Here is a 16,978-nt window from a genome sequence, read left to right as displayed (position 1 = left end):
CCTGCCTCCGCATACTTACCTTATAAGAAAGACTTCCGGGAAAGGGGCGGGAGAAATGAGGGTGGACGGTGTGTTCTCGGGAGGCGGGCTAAAGGGGCTCGCGCTTGTCGGGGCTTATGAGGAACTGGAGAAGCAAGGGCTGACATTCAGAAGGATTGCGGGCACAAGCGCGGGATCAATCCTTGCTGCGTTCATCGCGGCAGGGTTTACATCAAGGGAAATTGCGGATCTGCTTGCTGAACAGGATTTCAGCGAATTGCTGGACCGGCGTACTTCACTAGTGCCTACGCGCTTCATGAAGTGGCTGAACCTGTATTGGCGGATGGGGCTTTATCAGGGGAAAGCACTCGAGGACTGGTTTACTGACCGCCTGCTGGAAAAGCAGGTGTATACATTCGGCGACTTGGAGCCGGGCAGGCTTAAGCTGGTCGCGTCCGACCTGACGAATGGCAAGATGCTCGTACTCCCTGACGATCTGGAAAAGTACGGCATTCCGGCGGATACGTTCCCGGTAGCCCGTGCTTTGAGAATGAGTTGCGGGATTCCCTACTTCTTCGAACCGGTCCGGCTGTTCACTTCGGGAGGCGAGGCGATTGTCGTCGACGGAGGGGTCCTGAGCAATTTCCCGATGTGGATTTTCGATGATGAAAAAGGAAAGCGGGAACGTCCGGTGATTGGGCTGAAACTGAGTCGCAGTCAGGAAGAGAGGCGTCCGCATCAGATCCATAATGCGCTGGACCTGTTTGAGGCGCTGTTCTCGACGATGAAGAATGCCCATGATGAACGTTACATTTCGAGGGAACATGCCCGCGATGTCGTTTTCATCCCGATGGATGATGTGAAGGCGACCGACTTTGATATGGACCGGAAACAGATGGAAGCACTCATGGAGAGGGGGCGGGACAGGACACGTCTGTTCCTCAAGACATGGCGGCACGTATCCACTCCGGGACGGGCATCTGTCCGAGTAGTGTAAGCCTCAAACTGAGCCTGACCACTTCAACAGATGGTCAGGTTTTTCAATTCATTAAGATCAACTAAATACATATCTATGTTTTTTGCAAGTTTACAGCGCGAACTACTTATGTAAAGAGGAGAAATTTATGTTTGAACTTTATTAGTAACATTAATAAGGAAGGGGAAAATGAATTGGTTAGACTTTAAGGGTTATTCTTGATAATATTCTTGGGAAGAATGCTGAATATACTTTAGAGTTGAAATGAAAGGTCGTGGAATGAGTATATGAAGAAAAAAGTTCTATTGGTTTTTGGAACCCGTCCCGAGGCTATAAAAATGTGTCCATTAGTAAAAGAACTAAAGGAACGTGAGAAATTAGAAACTATTGTTTGTGTAACCGGCCAGCACAGAGAAATGTTAGATCAAGTATTAAAAGCTTTTGATGTGGTCCCGGATTACGACCTATCAATTATGAAAGATAGACAAACACTTTTTGATGTAACAGTAAATATTTTAGAAAAAATGAAGGCGGTCTTAGAAAAGGAAAAACCTGATGTAGTACTTGTTCATGGTGATACAAGCACAACTTTTGTAGCATCTTTAGCTAGTTATTATTTAAGAATTCCAATAGGGCATGTGGAGGCTGGCTTAAGGACGTATAATATCTATTCACCTTATCCAGAAGAATTCAACCGACAAGCGGTGGGCTTAATAGCACAATACCACTTTGCTCCAACTGAAATGTCTAAACAAAACTTAATTCATGAGGGAAAACGTCCGGAAATAGTTCATATAACTGGAAATACTGCTATTGATGCCTTGAAAACAACAGTTACTGAAGAATATTCACATGAACATTTAGACTGGGCTTCGGATAGCAAGCTTATTATGATAACTGCGCATCGTCGCGAAAATATCGGACAACCTATGAGGAACATGTTTAGAGCAATTAGGAGAATTATCGATGAGTATCCTGACATCAAGGCTATCTACCCAATTCATATGAACCCTGTCGTGAGGGAAGCAGCTAATGACATTCTCGGGGATACCGACCGTGTTCGAATAATCGAACCTTTAGAGGTAATAGATTTTCATAATGCCCTAGCAAGATCGTATTTAATTCTTACTGATAGCGGAGGCATTCAAGAAGAAGCTCCAAGCTTAGGGAAACCGGTTTTAGTAATGCGAGACACAACGGAACGTCCAGAAGGCGTAAAAGCAGGTACATTAAAATTGGTAGGAACAAGTGAAGAAAACATTTATGAAAACTTCAAGCTATTGCTGGATAATAAACTTGAATATGAAAAGATGAGCCATGCAAGTAATCCATATGGTGATGGCCATGCAAGTAAGCGGATAGCGGATATATTGGAAAAAGAGCTGTAAAATAAAAAAAACAGATGGTGGGGAAATTATTTTCCCACCATCTGTTTTTTATTTGATTAATTATATCTTAAGATCAGATGATATTATCTGATCTTAAGAAATCAATAATTCTATCACTGTTTCTTCTGTCATTAAATTCGTTTATTTTCATGTATTTCTCTTTGTATTCTGGTTCTAACTTGTAGTTTACACTAATTGCATGCTTAGCCAAGCCTACTAATTCCTGAGGATTTCTTGATATTGGTCCTGGAGCATTTTCCTCATTCACTGGAGGGATTGCTTTGTAGTTATCTATCAGATATTCTTTCTCTTGCCAATGGAAAATTGGATAGGCGCCCCTCATGATTGCATCATAAATTGCAGATGAGTAATCAGTAATAAAAATTACTGACTCCTTTAGTGCCTCTGAAGGGTTAGTGGATATAATGGTCGAATACTCAGGCATGTTTTCAAATATGAACTCAGAAAATTTATTGTGGGGTACTATTAATAGGCGATCAAGTAAATTAGCAGATTCAAATGCTTTAATAACCTCAATTATTGATTTGTAGTAAGAAGTGTTATGAATTTGTCCTTTGTAAATTAAACCTTCTTCCCAATAACGATACGTTGGCATGTATGCGATTTTATTAGCGTTTTGTTGAAGAGTTGCATAATCAAACGTGGCTAATCCAGTTTTCAGTAAGTCTTTTGGAGAATACGCCATTTTATAAAACTGCTCTGCTTCTAAATCTGAACTAATAACAGACTTATATATATTATATGGGTTTTTATCCTTGTGAAAACCGTATGCCATTGGATTATCAACAGGTTTAGCGAACATGATACCGTGTTGAAGAAATACAAGAGGAATGTCCATTATTCGTTTTCTTATTGAATCAATATACAATCGGTCATTTAATAGATGATTTGCTAACTCACTTGAAATTAAATAATCGGCACGAAAAATTTCGAGATAGTGTTTAAAACTATACTTTGCGATTAACCATTTACCGTATTTTTCTTTTAGTTTTGGAAAGTCAGGGTGACTTGAATCTAAAATGAAATAATTATAGCTATTAACAGCGGGCTCGCGCATTACTTTTTCAAAGATGCGGAAACCTGATTCGTCTGCTTTATTTGATTTTTTCTCGAAATACAAATTTGTCTTTTTCTTAGTCTTAAACAACTTGCTGGCTAGCTTAGCAATCGTAATTTTCAAACGGTTTACTTTGGAATATTCAGGAGTGTATGGAATTCGTGTAATCGCTAAGTTTCCACCTAATGTTGTTCTTAAGATAACTACTTCTTCATTGTCGATATTCATACTAAGTGTTTTAACTTTTTTATCGTTATACTTTCTTTTTAGATTATGAACAATAAAGTCGGCATTACCAACGTATAGACTATTGTGGATTTGATCATTAATTTTAAGCTTATTTTTAGGAATTTTAATAAAAACAAGTCTTCTTAATAGTGGTATCTTGGGAAAAAGACGTTTTACGGTAGCAATCGGGTGATTAATATTGTTCAGGTATATAATGTTAAATTTATCATTTGCATATTTAGCGTAATGAGTAAATCTTCCCGCGAGAATTATATTATTCTTAGTGTTAAAACTGTGCATTCTAACACCATGACCCAAAACGTAGAAAGGACGATTACGTGTTAATAATAAGTAATCAGATTTTCTATGAATAAAGTATTTTTGTCCGTTCACTTTAAACATAGATAAAATTGTTTCTTTTGGGAGCAAGCTTAAATCGCTGTTTTCAAAAATCCTTCCTATCTTCCCTCTTTTTTTATTAGTAAAATTAAACGTTGAACTGTCTTCTCCATAATAAAGTTGAATATTATTAATTCCACTAAACCTAAAGTTAATATCTATAAGGTCCTGCTCGATATCAATTATAACTTTCTTAAATTTCAGCTCACGTCTATATAAATCATAGTAAACAATCAAATTGTATCTATCGCAACTAATATACGAAATAGGCATATAGATTATTTCTTTATTCTCAAGAGAAGTCTCGAAAGGGACAATTTCTTCAATCTTATACGGATTAAGGAGTTCTGAGAAAACTTTCACTATTCGACCATTGATATCTTTAATCCCAAGAATACTATCACTCAATTCAATCACGGTGATTTCTTCCTCTAGGTTTTCAATATGTTTTGGAAATAAAGAAGATCTGTGATTTTCTTTTAAGGCTTCTCTTTGAATTCTCAAGGATTGATCATAAATATAAACTGCAAGGTAGGACCGCTCATCTAAGGGTATATGTGCAACAATTTGATCGGGTTCAACATTTTCTGGAAGGTCAATTATAATAGGATCATCATTAATATTACTCTTCGACAATTCGGCAGTGACAGTTTTAAAGTTGAATGTATAAAAGAATTTGAAGATTTCATCATTCTCTACAACGAACTCGAAATTTTTATTATATATCAACACTTGGCTAACTCCTTTTGCAAATAGTCGTCTTATAGGTAATACATTAGCAATACATTAGTTTAACATAAATTTTCGGCAAAGATTACAGGAAATTTTAAGGATAAACTAAAAAGATAACTTAAATGTTATATAATAACCTTATCTTATTATTCCGGAGGTTAATGAAGATGAAGAATGTGATCTTGTTCAGTTTAGTATGTTTAGGAGTATGGTTAACAAGTTCATTGTCAGTTAATGCTGCTGAACAAATTACTTGGCAAGCTAAGTATTTTAACAACACTTCTTTTCAAGGCGTTCCAAGCAAACATGAAATTGAAAAAATTAACTTCGATTGGGGAGGGGGCTCTCCAAATTCAGAAATAAACACTAATAATTTTTCTGCAGAATTTTCATCAACAATTAAATCAAACGGTGGCGTATATAAATTTGAGGGTGAAGTCGATGATGCAATTGATATCTTGGTAAATGGGGAATCGATTTTCAAAAAAACTGGTGCAGGATCCCGAAAGTTTACTGCATATACTGACTTTAAAAACGGAGATAATTTTATTGAAGTTCGATATGTTGAATATACCGGCTCCGCGAAAATTAAGGTGTCTATTGAGAAGGTAAAAGGGTGGTCAATAAAGTACTATAATAATTTAGAGCAGATTGGTACACCGATATACGACGAGAATCACAGAATAAAATATAATTGGAAGTCTGGATCACCGATTAAAGGCATTAATGCTAACAACTTTTCTGCTGTGTTTGAGAAAGAAATGGATTTCTCAGAGTCTACCTATAGACTGGCGGGTCAATTTGATGATGCAATCACCGTATACATAGATGGAAAGAAGATATATGATTTTCAAAAAGGGGGACGGGATTACGTAAATAAAACGTTTGAAGTTAAACCTGGAAAACGTAAAGTAAAAGTAATATATAAAGAGTACACTGGAGCAGCATCTTTATATATTCATTTTATACCTGCATCCAAGTGGGGATTTGAATTCTACAACAACTTAAATAGATCGGGTTTCCCTGCTTTATCAACAAGTGAAAAACTAGACTTTAATTGGGGCTCCGGAAGTCCAGGAACAGCAGTAGTGAACAACAACTTTACGGCTAAGATCTATAAGACGTTCGATTCAAAAGGCGGATTTTATAAAATTCACGGTAATGTAGATGACTTAATCGAAGTAAAGATAAATGGTAAAACCGCTATATCAATAAATAAAGCGGGAAATCATTCATTTGAAAAGATTCTTCAATTACCAAAGGGTGACATTGAAGTTGAATTGGCATATACAGAATATACGGGTGGAGCAAAATTAGTATTCGATTTATTGCCAGTAGATGAATGGTTGGGAGCATATTACAGCAATACCTCTTTTAAAGGATTACCTAAGTATTTAACTCATACCGACTTGAATCAAAATTTCGGCAAAGGAGGTCCGAAAATTTCGGGGTTCCCTAATGATAATTTTTCAGCTGAATACACAAAGAATATAAACTTTAAGGAAGCTGGCTTTTATGAGTTTTATGGTGAGTCCGACGATATGTTGGAAATAAACGTAGGATCACAAAAAATTGTTGATATCAACGATAGGGGACACCATAATTATAGTGAAATAGTTTATATACCCGCTGGAAATCATAAAGTGACAATTAGATTTGTGGAATATAGTGGGAATGCTCTTTTGTCATTCAACCAAAGGGAAATTGACACCTCTAGAAAGTGGATAGGTGAATATTACCCTAATAACGACTTTAAAGGTCCGTCAATTAAAAAGGCATATGACAATCTTAACTTGAATTTTGGTTATGGATCTCCTGCCCCTAATATACCCGTTAATAATTTCTCTGCGATTTACAAGAAGAATATATCAATTAAAAAAGATGGGTATTATGTTTTAAGTGGCTCATCCGATGATACTGTTGAAATTAGTGTCAGTGACAAAAACCTTATTAACATTAATAAACCTGGATCACATGTATTTAATGAAATTGTCCGTTTGAAAGAAGGGATATGGCCAGCAGAGGTGGTCTTTGAAGAATATACAGGTGCTTCAAAAATTAATTTGGATATAAAACCTTATGGTTATTCCGATAAATGGGTTGTTGAATACTATGATGATACAAACTTTAGCCAAAGTGGAAGGATTTATGAAGTAGATAACTTATCTTCTGCTTTTATTGATAAAGATTTCTTTAACACAAACAGATCTATTTTGATTTCAAAAGAGATTGAAGTAAAAAGTGGTATTTATCAGTTTGATGGTAAAAGTATTGGAGAACTTGAACTGTATATTAACGGTGAACGAATTGATTATGCGAAACAGGGAGAAAGTCTTTCAACTTCGGTTTATCTCAACAAAGGGAAACACAAAATTGAATTGAAATATAAAACATATAATGAAAATCCAAATATTAATTTCACTTATACACCAAAAGAGGCTGGCGAAGGTTGGACGTCTTACTTTTATAATAATAACAAGTTTAATGGGATACCTATAGTTGAAAATACTGAAGCTGTGGAATTCGATTGGGGATCAGGTTCACCTCATAAGACAATACCAAACAATTATTTTAGTGGGATTTTCGAGAGAACTTTCCAGACCGATGAAGCTGTGTATCATCTTACTGGACTAGTAGATGATAAAATACGTGTTTTGGTGAATAATGTGGAAGTATATAAAATTGATTCACCAGGAAGTCACAGGATAGATACCTATATTTCATTACCAAAAGGTTTAAATGTAATAAAAATTTATTACGAAGAAATTACAGGGGCTGCTAAAATTAATATAAAATGGTCTCAACAAAATAAGGAACATTATTCACATTATAATATTACTATAAACGAAATGTTGGAGAGTCAATTAAAGCTATCGCCCCCTCCTCAAACGGATAAGTATAGAAACTTGGCACCTTGGGTTCACCATGAACAATTAACGGTCAATAAAGATACTTTGATTAACTCAAATGGTGTAGCTCTACGAACTGATCCAAACAACACTTCTGATAGCGCAATAAAAGCTAAAGTAAATCAAGGAACAATAATAGATGTTCTTGAAAAGGGGATAACTGGATTCACTTATAAAGGGAGTACCGAGTGGTATCGAATCAAATATAATAATATGAGCAATTTATACGTTCACAGTAGTCTTGTTGAAGAGAATGCTAAAACCGCTAAAATAAACGTAGAAGTTCTATCTAACAGCACAAACCTTAGAAGTAAACCTTTTGTCGAGAGTAACAATGTGATTACGAGTTTATCGAAAGGCAATCAATTAGAGTATAGTGAGATAGTATCGGGACAATCCGTAAGTAATTCTACTAAGTGGTATAAGGTAAAATATAATGGAGCGGATGCTTATTTACACACATCCGTTGCTAATGTTAATGCGCAATATTTTCAGAACGGAAGCTTTGATAGTCACCTATTTGGGAACTTGACTACAACTGATCCTTTAAAAATAATTACTGAAAAAAATGGGTGGTACCAATTGGCGGTTTACCCAGTTTGGAGAAATGCTCCGAAGATGGATGTTGAAATGGCCATAAACCCATCTAATGCCAATAACTTCGAATTTGTTAAACTATCTCGTAGTTTAGGAGTAAGTGGCAAAGAGCTAAATCAATTTTTAGAAAGTAAGGGTACATTAACTAATCAAGGAGATGCTTTTGCAGAAGCAGGGAAGAAGTACAGTGTCAACGAGATTTATTTGCTTTCTCATTCACTTCTTGAAACCAACCATGGACGATCAGATCTTGCCCAGGGTGTAGAAGTTGGAATCGATACAAAATCAGAAGCCCAGTTAGTGACAGACAGTAATCGATCAAAATTAAAAGATATAAAAGTCGTTTATAATATGTACGGGATTGAAGCTTATGATAAATCACCTCTAGAAAGTGGAGCCAAAAAAGCTTATCGTGAAGGGTGGACAACACCTTCAATCGCCATTCGCGAAGGTGCAAAATGGATTGCTGACAGGTATATACACCATCCCACATACAAGCAAGACACTTTATACAAGATGAGGTGGAATCCGGAGAATCCGGGATTGCATCAATATGCCACGGATATAGGCTGGGCAGCTAAACAAATTAGGTCATACCAAGGGTACTATGACAAATTGGATAAGCCTGATTTCGTTTATGATATTCCAGTGTATAAAAAGTAATTGATAATTATCAACGCAACAGAACCATAAATTCTGTTGCGTTTTTTTGTTATTTATAGGGGCGTTTTGGGGAGAAATATAATAAAGAAATCAGAAAGGAGCGTTTAGACGTGGTTAGAGTATCCATTTGTAAAAGCTGTAATTCCGAGTATGAAGCAGCCAATTCAGAAGGTCTGAATTATTGTTCAAAATGCTATGCTGAGTTATCAAATCGTACACATGAAAAACAAAAAAAGATTAACAAAAGTAGTGACGTTTTTGTAAGAGACTCAGAAAGCAGCGAAATTCTTTATGACGAAGACTTTTTTGAAGGCACTATTGGTCTAAGGGAAGAATTAAACACAGATTTCGGTCACTGGGGTCACTATTATTAATGAATACTGAGTGTTCCCATTTATTTCAATTAGTAAATTTTCCGGAATAAAAATGCGGCCTCAGCCCTATCGAACAAAGGGTTGAAGCCGCTAATTTTATTTCTCATGATTTCGATATCTGTTATACCCTAGAAAGTTCAACCTTGTAATTAGTGTTGGCCTTTCTTTTTCCCTTTCAGCTCAATCCCTGCGGCGGACCCGCTCCGGCTGGAGTCCGCGACGCCAAGGAAGGTGCCGTTCTCGTGGTCGATTTGGATGCTCTGGACGTTGCCGATCGTAACCGGAGCCTGTCCGAATCGGTGGCCCATGCCGTTCAGGTGAGCCCGTACATCCGCAGGAACGCCGTCTTCATAGCGGTACGAAGTGAGGCTGTTCGTATAGATGCGTGGCTCCTCTACGGCCGACTTCAGGTCCATGTCATATTCAATCGCATAAAGAATCGTCTGGAGAACCGATGTGATGATGGTCGGACCTCCCGGCGAACCGACGGTGAGGACCGGCTTGCCGTCTTCGTATACGATTGTCGGTGTCATCGAGCTGAGCGGACGCTTATAAGGCTGGACTTCATTGGCGCCGCCCGGAACTGCATCAAAGTCGGTCAGCTCGTTGTTCAGGACGATGCCGTATCCCGGCACCATGATGCCCGAGCCGAAAAGCTGCTCGATCGTCGTTGTATAGGAGACGACATTGCCGTATTTATCGGCGACAGTGAAGTGGGTCGTCTCGCCGTACTGTGTGTTCTCCGGCTGTGCGACTGCTGCGGTCGGCGTACCGCCGGGCTCATATTTCCATGGGTCGCCTGCAATCGGATTCTGATTCACCTGATCAAGCGAAATTAGAGAGCGGCGCTCCTCGATATAGCGGGGATCCAGCAGACCGTTCACCGGCACATCGACAAACTCCGGATCACCTGCATAGGCAGCACGGTCAGCATAGGCCAAGTGCATCGTCTCTGCGAGGAGATGATACTTTTCCCATGCCTTTACATCGTATTGAGAAAGGTCAAATCCGTCCAGGATGCCGAGCATCTGGAGCAGGAACACCCCGCCGGAACTTGGAGGCGGCATGCTGGCGATGTCATAGCCTTTATACTTGCCCCAGATCGGTTCATCGATTGTTACGTCGTAGCGGGCGAGGTCATCCGGTGTCATCGAGCCACCGAACTCCCGCACGGTTTCCGCGATGGCATCGGCGATCGGCCCTTCATAGAAAGCCTCTGTCCCCTTGGCACGGATGAGTTTCATCGTGTTGGCGAGGTCATCCTGAACGAGCAGTTCGCCCTCTTCTAGCGGCTCTCCGCTTTCATCAAAGAACACGTCCCTCGCCGCCGAGCGCTTCAGCTTTTCCTCATTGTCCTCGATGGCGTCTGCAAGAACCGGGTCGATCGCAAACCCGTGGTCGGCGAGTTTGATTGCCGGCCCGATCAGCGACTCGAGCGGGCGGGAGCCCCAACGGTCAAGCGATTCTTCAAGTCCTTTCAGCGTTCCCGGCACACCGACGGATGTCCCGTGCATCACCCGCTCGGAAAACGGGACCGGCTTACCGTTCTCATCCAGGAACATATCCGGTGACGCGCCTCCCGGGGCACGTTCGCGGCTGTTCACGATCGTCGTATCGCCGGTCGCACCGTCATGGACCATCATGAATCCGCCGCCCCCGATGCCGGACATCATCGGCTCGGTAACATTCAAAGCGAGCTGAATGGCGACCGCGGCATCAATCGCATTGCCTCCCTTTTTCAGTACATCCCGGCCGATTTCGGTCGCGAGCGGGTGAGCGGTCGCCACCATCCCGCCGTTCGCTTCCGCAACTTCCGGAAAGCTATCATAGTCGATTTCCCCCTGCGGCTTTGCGTTGGCCGTCACCGGAAAACTTCCGGCGATCAGAGTCATCCCCAGTACAAAAGCCGGCAATTTCTTCTTCAGCACAAGCAATCCCCTCCTTTATAGTTGGTCGTTCTCATCTACTATAGAAAAGGGAGAAGTGACCTGCAATGAGATATCAGAAAATTGTATCATTAGCAGTGTGATTAAAGGTCCTTACTATAGCTTTTGACCCTCACTTCGGAGGACGACAGACCCAGATCGGACACTCATTGGATAAGCTTCACCAAGAAAGGATCCGAAGGGGGTTTTGAAAAATGCCGGAGAAGACACCCATCGTGATCGAGTTCCAAACGAGACCAATTAAGGCGCGCCTGTCCTGTTTCAGGGTCCGTCATTCAGCCGGACACCCGCTCACTTCAACATAAAATCTCCTGGATTGCTGATAAAGATGTCATTTAATTCAAATAATTGTTGTGGTACGATGAAGGGACCAAGACGAAAGGGGGAGGAACAGGATGTCGGAGCAGGAACTGATCATGACCAAGCTGATTGCCCCGGTGCCGCCGCCATCATATATGCCCCGTGCCGGTCTGAACCGCGCGTTCCGGCGGGGGCTGGATGCACAGACGATGATTGTCCATGGCGGAGCAGGCTACGGAAAAAGCTCGGGACTGGCCAGGTTTTTTGCGGATGGTCCAATCCGGCATTCCTGGTACACGGTCTCTTCTGAGGACGACGACCTGCTTCCTTTCCTGCGGCATCTGTTCCGGAGCATCCAACTGGCCGAACCGGCATTCGACCCCGATGCGGCCTTTGGCGGAAACGAGCCTGCACCGGGCCGGGCCGTGGCCGGGATTCAGGGCTCGTTCATCAATGAGCTGATGAAGATTTCGGAACCGTTCGCCATCGTGATCGATGATTTCCACCATGTGGACCACGTTTTTGAAATCGATTTCTTCATGGAGAAGGTGCTGGAATTTCTCCCTCCGCAGATCCGGATGGTCGTCGCCTCCCGCATGAAGCCGAAATGGTCTGTCCTGCCGAGGCTCAAACTGACCGGACGTCTGTTTGAAGTGGGGGAAGAAGTATTCCGATTTACCCGGGAAGAGATTGAAGTGTACTTCGAGGATTATTTCGGGCGCAGGCTCGATTCGGCGGTGGCGGACCAGATTCTGACGCTCACGGAAGGGTGGGCAATCGCCGTACGGCTTATGGCGGACCAGATCCTGGATGGCCAGGAAAGGGAAGAGCCGATCCTGAAGCCGGCTCTGGGAGATCTTTTTTCCTATCTGTCCGAGGATGTTTTTAATTGGATGCCTGCCGATGATCAGGAGGCTCTTCTGGAGTTCAGCATCTTCCCTGCTTTTTCGGATTCACTGATCCGTGCATTCTATGGAGAGGCGCAGGCAGAGAAGTTGGGGCATCTGTCAGGCCGTCATGTGTTTATCCAGCCGATCGGCTCCGGCTCCTACAGGTTCCATGCACTGTTCCAGCAGTTCCTGGAGGATAAATGGAAAGACGGCCGTTCGGGCAGATTTGAAGAATTGCAGAAGAAGGCTGCCTATTTCTGTTCGGACCGAGGGGAGACGACACAGGCGCTGAACCATGCGGAAAAGTCGGGGGACCCGGCTTTCTTTGCCCGTTTTCTTGATGATCATGCTGACGAAGTGGTGAAGGAAGGAAAGTTCGATTGGTTGCTGGAAAGGCTCAAAAATTTGCCCGTTCAGGTGAAGGAGGCATGGTACGGCCTTTACTTCCAAGAAGGGGAATGTTTCAGATACCGGGCGTTTTATGAAAAGGCGAAACAGTCATACTTGCGCTGTGCCACGCTGGCCGAACGGGAAGGGGACCGTCTTATGATCAGCCGGGCCCATGCCGGCATCGCGCATATTTACCTGGATACGATACAGCCGGGCCGCGCAGAGCCGTATCTCAGAAGAGCCATCTTGGAAGCAGAAAGCGGGAACGGAACCGATCAGAAGGCGATGGTCCGGCTGAAGCGGCAGTATGCCGAAAACCTTGTCAACTTGGGCAGGGCGGAAGAGGGTGAAAGCTGGGCGGCCGAGGCACGGCTTGATGCAGAGATCCTGTCGCAAGGAAACTTGGATGTCCGGATTTTCCTCCGGAGGGGGCGGCTTGATGAAGCGCTGGGCCTTCTTGAGCGGCGGTCGGGGCAGGCTGCTCATCTTCCGGACTCCCACCGGGAAACGGATCTGCTCCTTTCGTTCATTTACTCTCTGAAGGGAGAGGCAGAACGTGCAAAGGATGCCGCCGATAAAGGAATCCGGGGCAACCAGTCGGCTTTTGTCGGAGCAGTGGCCCGGATCCGGAAAGGGCATGCGGAATTTCTGGAAGATCCGTATGATTTCAGAACCCCTGAACGGCTATATCTTGATGCGATCGGCATCATGGAAGAGCTGAACGTGAATCGGGGAACCGCAGAAGCATATTTGGGCCTCGCAATCCTCAGGGCGTCTGAAGGAAGGTTTGACGAGGCGCTCTCCTGTGCGGAAAAAGGCCTTGCGGAAACCGAGTCCGTCGATGACCAGTGGCTGTCCGCAATCATTCTTACGGGAATCTCGGTGATACGCGCACGCATGGATGAATGGGAAAAGTCCCGTGAAGCAGCCGAAAAGGCCCGTTCTCTGTTTATGAGAAGCGGGGATTCGTTCGGGAGGATGGCATCTGCATTCTGGATGGCGCACGCGGCTTTCCGCTCAGGGGACACTACACGCTTTCTCCCGGCTATAGAGGAATTCGGAAGTCTGCTGGCCGGCAACGGTTACGACTTTTTCATCCGGCGCAGGACGCTGATGGCCCCTGTCGGGATGGAAGCAGTCCGGGCCATGATTGCCTATGCACAGGAATCGGGCGCTTCGGCGGCATCGGCACGGCTTGCGGAAATCACCGGGACGGAAAATGGCGTCAGGTATCCGGCCTACAGCCTGTTTGTCCGGCTTTCAGGGCCGTTCATCCTATACCGGGACGGCCGGGAAGTCCCGGACAGAGAGTGGAAGCGCGATAAATCGAAGGAACTGCTCTCTTATCTTTGCCTGAATCGGGAGCGGTATATTCCTAAGGAAGAACTGCTTCAGGCACTATGGCCGGAGTCAGATGAGAAGTCGGCTGACCGGGACTTCAAGGTCGCGCTAAATGCACTTCTGAAGGTATTGGAACCGGAACGGAATGCTCGGGAGGAGCCCTTCTTCATTATCCGCCGCAAGACGATGTACCGCCTCAATCCCGAAAGCAGTCTGAAGACGGATGTCGAGCTGTTCCGGAAATACGCGGAATCAGGCATCAGGGAGCGGCGTGCGGAAGAAGCCAAACAAAAGCTCCAAAAAGCGCTGGACCGGTATGGCGGAACGTTATTCGCGGAAAAGCCGACTACAGACTGGATTCGTTCGGAGCGGGAAGCCCATGCCCGATTACGAATGGATGTTATGGAACGAATGGCACAAACCTGTACCCGGCTGGAAGAATACGCCGAAGTCATCAATTGTGCAGAAAAACTCTTGGAAGCCGACGAAACAAGAGAAGAGGCCTATCGGCTTCTGATCTACGCCAATTACAGACTGGGAAGGCGATCCAGGGCGATCCGCTGGTTCGAAACATGCCACGACATCCTCGACCGGGAACTTGGCATCGAACCCATGGAACCGACCATCCGCATGTATGAAATGGTCCTCGAAGCAACCGAAACGGAGGAAGAGTTTATAGAAGAAGCGTAAAGTGATGATGGCCAGAGAACAAACAATTTGAACAATGGAAGACTCCCCGAAAATGTGCGCATCTTGATGCGAAGCAGATTCGGGGAGTTTTGCGTTGCTGTGGGAAAAACAAGCTTCCTATCGATCCGGCAGCAAAAGATAAACACGGCCAATGACGGTTTCGTCATTCAGGGACTTGGTTTCGTCATTCGGAGACTCAGTCTCACCATTCAACACCCTGATTTCGTCATTCATCCATTTCAATGGTGCGAATGACGAAATTACTCGGTGGAATGACGAGATTGGAGGGATGAATGACGAGATTGAAGGGATGAATGACGAGATTGGAGGGATGAATGACGAAATCAACTATTGAAGATCTGTGGTGAGCAACGCCCTCTGTTCCATCACTCGCTCACACTTGCAGCCGTGCTTATAGCGGGCGTTAATTAAAGCTTCGCATCGTACTGACGGTGCTACGCAACGCTTCGCTTTTGCTCGCAGACACCCATCTTCGTTTGGGCGGTGCTGCTCAACGCTGGCGCTTTTGAGCGCAGCAGTATCCTGTGCTTAGCCACGCTTCGCTTTTGCTCGCAGACGCCAGTCTGCGTATTGGCAGCAGCTAAAGCTGCTTTGTGCTCCGCAACGCTGGCGCTTTTGAACGCAGCAGCCAATCTTTTTTAACTGCTGCTCCGCAACGCTTCGCTTTTGCTCGCAGACGCCCATCTTCGTTTGGGCGTCTGCAACTCATTTGCAACTCTTGCAATCTATGATGTAGACAGTTCAGAAAACGTTTACAAAACAGCGGAGGAGGAGTGCAAGTTGAAGAGAGTTGCAGGTTTGCTCAGTCTCGCATGTGTGCTGGTGTTTTCAGCAGCTTGTTCGGACAGCGGTGCCGATGAAGTGGAAGGAAGCGGCAGTGATGAAACGATCAAGGTAGGTGTCCTGGCCTCATTGACCGGTGCGCTCGAATCGTACGGAAAGCAGACACAGCGAGGATTTGACCTCGGCCTTGAATATGCAACCGACGGATCGATGGAAGTGAATGGCAAGAAAATCGAAGTGGTTTACGAAGATACGGAAACCAAACCGGAAGTCGCAGTCCAGAAAGCGACCAAGCTACTTGAAGAAGATGAAGTGGACTTCCTGGTCGGATCGTCCAGCTCCGGTGACACGCTCGCGGTTCTGCCGCTCGCGGAAGAATACGAAAAAGTCATGATCGTCGAGCCGGCGGTCGCTGACAGCATCACCGGTTCCGAGTTCAACAAGTACCTGTTCCGCACGGCGAGGAACTCCTCGCAGGATGCAGTGGCGGGAGCGGCTTCTATCGCCGGTGAAGGTGTGAAGATCGCGACATTCGCCCCGGACTACTCGTTCGGATGGGACGGAGTGGAGGCATTCAAGAACGCGGCAGAAGACCTGGGAGCCGAGATTGTCCTTGAGGAGTATGCCGACCCGGCAGCCACTGACTTTACGGCGAACCTCCAGAAGATTATCGAGTCGGATCCTGATTACCTGTTCGTCGTATGGGCAGGAGCAAACTCTCCGTGGAACCAGATTGCGGACATGAAGCTTCAGGAAAAGGGCATCAAGATTTCCACCGGTGCTCCGGACATCCCGGCACTGTCTGTCATGGAACCGCTTGTCGGCATGGAAGGGTTCTCGGTCTATTACCATACCCTGCCTGACAACGAAGTGAACGACTGGCTCGTCAAGGAACACACGGACCGATTTGACGGTGAAGTGCCTGACCTGTTCACGCCGGGCGGCATGTCGGCCGCAATTGCCATCGTGGAAGCACTGAAGCAGACAGAAGGCGATGCGGACGCGGACCAGCTGATCGAAGTCATGGAAGGCATGTCCTTTGAAACACCGAAAGGAACAATGACTTTCCGTGAAGAAGACCACCAGGCTCTGCAGTCGCTCTACGCGATTAAGCTGGAAGAGCAAGATGGCGTGCCATATCCGGTGCCGGTCCTGATCCGTGAACTGTCGCCTGAGGAGACCGAGCCACCGATCATGAACTGATCTGACAAACGCAGGAAAGACGGACGGCATCTGCCGTCCCGCCTTTCCGGATGCACACCGGTCGGGCGTGTATCCGGAAGGGCGGAACAAA

At 44.5% G+C, this 16,978-nt stretch carries 9 protein-coding genes; 7 read left to right on the top strand and 2 right to left on the bottom strand.

Going from position 1 to position 16,978, the window contains the following annotated elements:
* Positions 1-55 precede the first annotated feature (55 nt).
* Together DZC51_RS02005 and wecB are read left to right on the top strand one after the other, a co-directional pair.
* Entirely contained in the window at positions 56-976 is a 921-nt protein-coding gene (locus DZC51_RS02005; RefSeq protein ID WP_157293699.1) for a patatin-like phospholipase family protein, read from the top strand.
* Between the two features lie 266 nt (positions 977-1,242).
* Positions 1,243-2,343, top strand: coding sequence for a non-hydrolyzing UDP-N-acetylglucosamine 2-epimerase (gene wecB, locus DZC51_RS02000; protein ID WP_157293698.1), 1,101 nt, complete (start codon positions 1,243-1,245; stop codon positions 2,341-2,343).
* A gap of 73 nt (positions 2,344-2,416) precedes the next feature.
* On the opposite strand, the gene DZC51_RS01995 is transcribed toward wecB, so the two are convergent.
* Positions 2,417-4,780, bottom strand: a complete 2,364-nt coding sequence (locus DZC51_RS01995; RefSeq protein ID WP_157293697.1) for a CDP-glycerol glycerophosphotransferase family protein — start codon at positions 4,778-4,780, stop codon at positions 2,417-2,419.
* Between the two features lie 167 nt (positions 4,781-4,947).
* Between DZC51_RS01995 and DZC51_RS01990 the strand changes: the two genes are divergently transcribed.
* Positions 4,948-8,949: a PA14 domain-containing protein gene (locus tag DZC51_RS01990; protein WP_198304036.1), complete on the top strand. Its 4,002-nt coding sequence runs from the start codon at positions 4,948-4,950 to the stop codon at positions 8,947-8,949.
* Positions 8,950-9,059: 110 nt separating this feature from the next.
* The gene (locus DZC51_RS01985) at positions 9,060-9,323 is read left to right on the top strand and encodes a hypothetical protein (RefSeq protein ID WP_157293695.1); all 264 of its coding nucleotides are present in this window, start codon (positions 9,060-9,062) and stop codon (positions 9,321-9,323) included.
* A gap of 149 nt (positions 9,324-9,472) precedes the next feature.
* On the opposite strand, the gene ggt is transcribed toward DZC51_RS01985, so the two are convergent.
* Positions 9,473-11,215, bottom strand: a complete 1,743-nt coding sequence (ggt, locus tag DZC51_RS01980) for a gamma-glutamyltransferase (protein ID WP_157293769.1) — start codon at positions 11,213-11,215, stop codon at positions 9,473-9,475.
* Between the two features lie 449 nt (positions 11,216-11,664).
* Here ggt and DZC51_RS01975 point away from each other — a divergent pair, with 449 nt between their 5' ends.
* The 3 genes from DZC51_RS01975 to DZC51_RS01965 all read left to right on the top strand — a co-directional run bounded on the left by DZC51_RS01975 (position 11,665) and on the right by DZC51_RS01965 (position 16,887).
* The gene (locus DZC51_RS01975; RefSeq protein ID WP_157293694.1) at positions 11,665-14,880 is read left to right on the top strand and encodes an AfsR/SARP family transcriptional regulator; all 3,216 of its coding nucleotides are present in this window, start codon (positions 11,665-11,667) and stop codon (positions 14,878-14,880) included.
* Between the two features lie 151 nt (positions 14,881-15,031).
* Positions 15,032-15,235 carry a hypothetical protein gene (locus DZC51_RS01970; protein ID WP_157293693.1) on the top strand — a complete coding sequence of 68 codons (204 nt, stop codon included), beginning with the start codon at positions 15,032-15,034 and terminating at the stop codon, positions 15,233-15,235.
* A gap of 446 nt (positions 15,236-15,681) precedes the next feature.
* Entirely contained in the window at positions 15,682-16,887 is a 1,206-nt protein-coding gene (locus DZC51_RS01965; protein WP_157293692.1) for a substrate-binding domain-containing protein, read from the top strand.
* Positions 16,888-16,978: the final 91 nt, after the last annotated feature.

Origin of the sequence: Bhargavaea sp. CC-171006 (assembly GCF_009761675.1) — a bacterium.
GTDB classification, from domain to species: domain Bacteria; phylum Bacillota; class Bacilli; order Bacillales_A; family Planococcaceae; genus Bhargavaea; species Bhargavaea changchunensis.
Note: the sequence above shows the minus strand (reverse complement) of the source record. Positions and strands in the feature narration are given on the sequence as shown.

Coding starts and splice junctions, on each gene's coding strand:
- DZC51_RS02005 (WP_157293699.1), top strand. CDS start 56: ATGAGGGTGGACGGTGTGTTCTCGGGAGGCGGGCTAAAGGGGCTCGCG.
- wecB (WP_157293698.1), top strand. CDS start 1,243: ATGAAGAAAAAAGTTCTATTGGTTTTTGGAACCCGTCCCGAGGCTATA.
- DZC51_RS01990 (WP_198304036.1), top strand. CDS start 4,948: ATGAAGAATGTGATCTTGTTCAGTTTAGTATGTTTAGGAGTATGGTTA.
- ggt (WP_157293769.1), bottom strand. CDS start 11,215: ATGACTCTGATCGCCGGAAGTTTTCCGGTGACGGCCAACGCAAAGCCG.
- DZC51_RS01975 (WP_157293694.1), top strand. CDS start 11,665: ATGTCGGAGCAGGAACTGATCATGACCAAGCTGATTGCCCCGGTGCCG.
- DZC51_RS01970 (WP_157293693.1), top strand. CDS start 15,032: ATGACGGTTTCGTCATTCAGGGACTTGGTTTCGTCATTCGGAGACTCA.